This is a genomic window from Cyanobium sp. BA20m-14, from assembly GCF_024346295.1.
The window spans coordinates 1-5,715 of sequence record NZ_JAGQCR010000203.1 but is presented as its reverse complement, the minus strand read 5'-3'; the positions used below and the strand labels follow the sequence as shown (position 1 = coordinate 5,715).

The window sequence follows — 5,715 nt, the reverse complement described above, 5'->3', positions numbered from 1 at the left end:
GGGTACGGAGAAATTCTCATCTGAAACTGGAGCCATCGCATCGAGGCTGAATGGCACAAACTGGTCCAGCACCTGCTCGCTGGGGTGGAGGGCTGGAACGCGGGCCACTCCGGAGAAGGCAAGGGAGCGCCAACTGGAGCCTGCCACGCGATAGCCAAGCTCCACCCGGTAATCGCGGTCACTGAGGGGCACCGGCAGATACCACTCGGTGGCATGGCTGTTGACAACCACTTCCATCAGGGTGTGCTGGTGGGCCGCTCCGCCGCCCAGGCCCGTTACATCGGCTACTCGCAACACCAGCTGGGTCGAGCCGTCGGCCATGGCCTGCCTCCGGTCAACGTCTGAGAGCTCCCAAAACACGTAGGCCCACTGGGGATCACGGGGGAGGAATACAACTGTCGTCTGCAGCTCCGGGCGGGGAGCGGGCACCATCTCGGCCTCAATCGAACGTAGTTGCTCGGGCTGGTCCTGTGAGTCGGCCCCGGCGTCTGATCTGCGTTGAATGGCGCTCAGCAACTGGTCCTTGAGCATGCGGCTGTAGCGGCCGATGCCCAAGTCACTGGCCATCTGGCGCAGCTGGCGCAGGCTCAGCTGGCCAATGTCAAAGCCTTCGGCTTCGTTTTGATTGGATAGGGGAAAGCCTGACGTCACCATGACGGACTCGCTGGAAGGTCTCGAACAAGGATCCCGCCTATTCCCTTAATTTTCGAGGGTCTGTCAGCAGTTCCCAACCGGTCTCGGCTGCGACCCTGCCATCGGCTCGGGGCCAGTGGTGCCCCACCTTTCCTGCCCGATGGGGGTTCTTGGTCCCCTGGCCCTGGCTGCCCCCAATGTCAGCGGGATCAGATGGTTTGGCCGTTGCCGTAGGCAATCACGCAGGCGGCGTTGAGCAGGTTGGCGTTGGCGGCGGTGGCAGGGGCGCCGTTGAGGCTTCCCTGGCGGCAGTTGCCGCTTGCGGCCTGGCTGAGGGCGCCGTTGGTCCAGGTGAAGCTCACGGAGTCGGGCTCGATCGCCTTCACCGAGGCGTAGTTGAGCTGGAAGCCTGTCTGCGGCACCACGATCACGGTGGACTGCTGGGCGGCGGCGGCGTTTACCGAGTTTGTGATGGCGGCCGCGCTGGCCATGCCCGCCACGCCCCAGGCCAGCGGAGCGGTGCCATACCAGCCATAGGGCCAGGGCCTGGTCGCCCAGTAGCCGCCTGTGGCCCAGCCCCCATGCCATGCCCCGGCGCCATATGCCCCGGCAGCCGGCCTAACGCCGACACCGGCTGTACCCCAGCCGGCGCCAGGAAGTGCACCCGCTCCGGAGGCGGGAGTACCGATTCCGCCCGCGCCGACCCCGGCCCGGGGGGTGACGCCAGCCCCGGCAGCTCCAAAGCCGGTCCCCGGGCGAGCCCCTGCCCCCGAGCCGGCTCCGCCGACACCCCGGGCACCGCCAAAGCCTCCGGCACCGCCCGGCCGTGCCTCAGCTGCCCAGGGAAGGAGCAGGAAAAGGGCTGTGGCAGCTGAAGCAGCCAGCAGGGTAGGGCGGAACACGCAGGTCATGGGGGAAGGCTTGGGCAGAGCTCCAGGGTGGTTGCTCCTGACCTCACTTCTATCTGGTCCCACTGCTAGCCGCTGTCCAATTGGGTTGAAAGATTGCGAAACTAGGCGGATGCAGCGTCGAGGCGGGCAGCCAGCACTGCATCGGCGCGGGTCAGTCCGTCAACTTTATGGGTGTAGATCAGGGCCTCGGCGTGGCCCCAGCCCAAGGTGAACTCGGCGTGATGGCCCTCGGCTTCGCAGATCGCGCCTGCCCTGTTGACCCACTCGAGGGCCTGCTGGAAATCCGGGAAGGTCCAAGATTTCAGCAGGTGGTGGCCGTCCACCACCTGCCAACCAGGCAGTTCCAGCATCAGGGCATCAAGTTCTGCTTGGCTGAGGGTGGGGGCGCCATCTCGACAGGGGATGCAGGTTTCCTGGGAAAGGGTCATCGGCCAAGCCTGGATGCAACCATCCCATCATGGCCGGCCTAGGTTGGTGACTCTCGGGCGGTGGAGATGCCTTACCCCGATTTCCCCATCCCCCAAGACGAGCTTGAGCGCCAGCGCGACCTCGAGCGGCAGGGAATCCTCAACCACCCTGGGGATGAACACTTCGACCGTCTGGTGCGGTTGACGGCCACCGTGCTGGAAACTCCGATTGCCCTGATCTCCCTGGTAGATGGGGAGAGGCAATGGTTTCTGGCCCACCACGGCCTCGATGCAACCCAAACCCCAAGGCAAATGGCCTTCTGTGCCCACGCCATCGCCGGAGATGAACCGCTTGTCGTGCCCGATGCAAGACAGGATTCCCGTTTTTGCACCAACCCGCTGGTGACCGGCGATCCCTTCGTGCGTTTCTATGCGGGTATACCCCTGCAGAGCAACCAGGGCCACAACCTCGGCACCCTCTGCGTCATTGACAGGCAGCCGCGCCACTTCAGCAACAACCAGGTGGCCCTGCTCGATGATCTCGCTAAATTGGTGCTGCGGGAGTTTGAGCTACGCCGTTTGGCAACGGTGCAGCCGATCAGCGGATTTCCTACCCGCGCCAGCTTCCTGGAACAGGCAGAACCAGAACTTGCCCGGGCTCGTCAGGGGGACTCCCCCCTGGCCCTGCTGGTAATCGAGCTTGACCACTTCAGCCAGCTTCGCCAACGCTGGGGCCAGCAGGCTTCCGACCAGGTCCTGCTCGATGTGGCGGCTCTGCTGAGCTCCCAGCAAAGCCCTCAGGACTTGGCTGGCCAGATCGATGAGCAGCAGTTCGCTTTGCTGATGGCCAATACCGACCTGGATGCAGCCCTGGAGCGCGCTGATGCAATCCGTTGCGGCATTAACGAATTGTCCGGGGTGTACACAGCCAGCGGCCATCGCCTCGGGATCAGTGGGGGCTTGACCCAATTGGCGCTGGCCGATCAGGGCGCTCAAGACCTTTTGCACCGTGCTGAAAAGGCCCTGATACTTGCCCAGGGCAACGGTCAGAACCAGATCGCCAAACTGTTGAACAATGCACCCCTGCCAGCTGGCGATTACCCGGAGCCACGTAACCGGGCTTTTCTGGGCGCATAGGGGCCAAATACGGTGGCGCAGGCTGCGCCGCAGCGGCTTCCCAGGCAGATGGCCTCAGCCACGGACCAACCTGCTGCCAGCCCAGCTGTCACCCCCGCGGCAAAGCTGTCGCCACAGCCGTAGCTATCAACCAAAAGTCCCGGCAGCGCCTGGGCTGGATAGCGTCCCCCCGGCTCACTCCACCCCCCGGCTGCCCCTTCGGTGGCAATGCGTAGACGGGGCGGCTGATGCAGTTCACCTGGCTCAACCCGCTCGGCTGGATCGAGGGCACTGCCGATCAAGGCATCACAGCTGACCCCGCTGGCGGCGACCAGCGCCATGGACAACCGGGGCGTGACGGCAAGCACCCCGGCCTGACGGCAGAGCTGCAGGCCGGGGGCGTCAGTTGCGGTGACGAAGACCCCATCACGGAGTGCCAAATCTGCCCAAGGCAGGGGGTCGCTGGCCTCGGGCTGAAGGCGCTGGCCGATAACAGTGATCGCCCGGTCGCCGGCTGGATCGACAAAACTCACGCCCCGCCTGGTGGGGGCGTCGCGCCAGGCCACTTCCAGGTCGAGGCCGAGGGCCCGGAGCCTGGCCGCAGCCTGCTCGCCGATGCCATCCTTACCAAGCGCTGTGTAGAACTTGACCGGCAGGCGGCTAAGCCTCGCCAGCTGCACGGCAGCCACGGCTCCGCCACCTGCCGGCTCCTCCCGAAATGCCTTGGCCTGGCAGATCGAGCCCGGCCCCGGCAGCTCTGCGACCGACAAAAAGCTGACCCACTCAACGTGACCAACCACCGCTAAGGAGAGGCCCTCCAGTGCGGAATCGAAGCCCATGGCAACCGGGGCGGGGCCAATGTTGACTCGTTTAGTCTGCATGGCCGAGCCACCCACCCTTGCCAGCCATGCGCGCTGCTCCGCTCCATCTCGAAGCTGGCAGCGATGTGCGGCTAACACTCGAGCAGTTCGCCCGTCAGAGCGATGCCACCGGTTTTGTGCTGAGCGTGGTGGGCAACCTTTCCCGGGCAGCCTTTGCCTGTCCCGACAGGCCAGCGGCCACGATCATCTCCGGTGAGCTGGAGATAATCACCCTGCAGGGCACTATCAGCCCCAACGGTGTCCATTTGCACCTCAGCTTCTCTGATGCCGAATGTCAGGTTTGGGGCGGCCATTTGGAACCCGGCACCCTGGTATTGAGGGGGGCTGACCTTCTCGTGGGCCTGCTCGAAGAGGCGGCAAGACCGGCGCCCGGGCCCAGGGTGAAGATTGCAGTTCTTCCTGGCTGCCCCTATTCGATTCGGGCCCTGCGGATGCTGCGAACCCTGGCCATCCCCTACCTGGAAATTGCACCTGATGGGGCAGGCCCGGTTCCCCAGTTGTTCATTGATGGGGTGGCAATCGGCGGCTACGACGCCCTTGCCGAGCTCCATGGCCGTGGCGAGCTCGAAGCGCTTCGCCCCTAATCATTGCCGCTAAAGCGTTTCCTATGACATTGCGGCGCTGGATCGATCGGGCTGGGCTGAATATCTTTATTCCACTTTTGATCCTGCTGATCCCCTGGGTTCAGGAGCTGATCGACCAGCTGTTCTATGGCGGTCAATGGAATTTGCCGATGGCTCCTGGAGGTTCATTCCTGGGGGTCTTGACTGCCCCATTCAGCCATGGCGGCTTTGGCCATCTGCTGGCCAATTCACTCATCTTTCTACCCCTTTCCTGGTTGGTATTGCTGCGCGGACGCGGCGATTATCTTGCCGTCTGGCTGGGGGTCTATGCCGCGGCAATACCAGTTTGGTTGCTCTGGCCAGTTGGCAGCCATGGCCTCTCCGGAGTTGTATATGGATTGCTCGGTTATTTGCTATTAATCGGCTGGCTGGAGCGTCGCATCCTTTCACTAGTTCTTTCCCTTACAGTGCTGCTTACCTACGCGGGGATTTTACCGAGCCTGCTACCGATCTTTTCGCCACCTGGGGTTAGTTGGATCGGCCACCTCAGCGGCTTTGTGGGCGGGATGCTGGCGGCCCGGGCCATGGCTCGCCAGAAGTTGTCCGATCCCAGGGTTTGACGATTGTTAGATCTGCTGCAGAAGTGCAGCAGATCTACCTACTGAAGCGCGAATGGTGTGCTTCGCCACAGACTTCCAGTCCACCATGGCCCAAGGTCATATCGACACAGTTGCGCCCATGGATGGAAATCTGTCACTACTCCAACCTCTGCCATTACCTAAACAAAAGCAACTATTTGGTAATCTTAAAACTCATTCACGCAGATAAAACTCTGCTTGAGAAGGTGCTCTTTCCCTTTGAGGAATGGTATTTTGATGCTCCCGTTGAGGCCCATGTCGAGCTTTGGAGTAATGGCCTATCTGGCGCAGAGCTGCTAGATCGATTTGAGGCTGGCTCCCTTGCCAATGCCTTGTAGGGGGCCAATCCAGTCAGGGCAGTGCCGGCCTGATCGGCCTGGGCAAGCCGCACAAGTACCAGTTGTAGATCGAGGTCGGTCAGTTCACCATTGGCTTGCCACTTCAGGCAGGTGCGGCCAAGGCAATTGAGCTGGGTCGGAACCAGGCTTTCTGGCCAGGGCTTTTGCTGGATTGGGCGGTGAGATGGGTTGGCCATGGAGCTGGTGTTATCCGCTTTATTTATTATC

General features: G+C 62.7%; 8 protein-coding genes. 4 read left to right on the top strand and 4 right to left on the bottom strand.

Translation table 11 applies throughout. The features are described 5' to 3' along the window. From KBZ07_RS15255 to KBZ07_RS15245, 3 genes are all read right to left on the bottom strand, one after another. On the bottom strand, positions 1-654 hold a 654-nt coding region (locus KBZ07_RS15255), incomplete at its 3' end, for a DUF4912 domain-containing protein (RefSeq protein WP_254932405.1). A 188-nt stretch (positions 655-842) separates the two neighbouring features. Further along, a complete protein-coding gene (locus KBZ07_RS15250; protein ID WP_254932408.1) occupies positions 843-1,544 on the bottom strand; it encodes a hypothetical protein in 702 nt (233 codons plus the stop codon). Positions 1,545-1,645: 101 nt separating this feature from the next. Next, a complete protein-coding gene (locus KBZ07_RS15245) occupies positions 1,646-1,972 on the bottom strand; it encodes a 4a-hydroxytetrahydrobiopterin dehydratase (protein WP_254932404.1) in 327 nt (108 codons plus the stop codon). A 66-nt stretch (positions 1,973-2,038) separates the two neighbouring features. Here KBZ07_RS15245 and KBZ07_RS15240 point away from each other — a divergent pair, with 66 nt between their 5' ends. Beyond that, a complete protein-coding gene (locus tag KBZ07_RS15240; protein WP_254932407.1) occupies positions 2,039-3,088 on the top strand; it encodes a sensor domain-containing diguanylate cyclase in 1,050 nt (349 codons plus the stop codon). Here the strand turns inward: KBZ07_RS15240 and KBZ07_RS15235 are convergent. Further along, the gene (locus tag KBZ07_RS15235) at positions 3,049-3,948 is read right to left on the bottom strand and encodes a PfkB family carbohydrate kinase (RefSeq protein WP_396124121.1); all 900 of its coding nucleotides are present in this window, start codon (positions 3,946-3,948) and stop codon (positions 3,049-3,051) included. The two genes, KBZ07_RS15240 and KBZ07_RS15235, sit on opposite strands and share 40 nt — an antisense overlap. Before the next feature lie 26 nt (positions 3,949-3,974). Here KBZ07_RS15235 and KBZ07_RS15230 point away from each other — a divergent pair, with 26 nt between their 5' ends. From KBZ07_RS15230 to KBZ07_RS15220, 3 genes are all read left to right on the top strand, one after another. Continuing rightward, positions 3,975-4,532, top strand: a complete 558-nt coding sequence (locus tag KBZ07_RS15230) for a PCC domain-containing protein (protein WP_254932403.1) — start codon at positions 3,975-3,977, stop codon at positions 4,530-4,532. Positions 4,533-4,555: 23 nt separating this feature from the next. Further along, entirely contained in the window at positions 4,556-5,131 is a 576-nt protein-coding gene (locus KBZ07_RS15225; protein ID WP_254932402.1) for a rhomboid family intramembrane serine protease, read from the top strand. Between the two features lie 122 nt (positions 5,132-5,253). Beyond that, complete coding sequence (locus KBZ07_RS15220; protein WP_254932401.1) at positions 5,254-5,487, top strand: DUF1830 domain-containing protein; 234 nt, start codon at positions 5,254-5,256, stop codon at positions 5,485-5,487. Positions 5,488-5,715 lie beyond the last annotated feature (228 nt).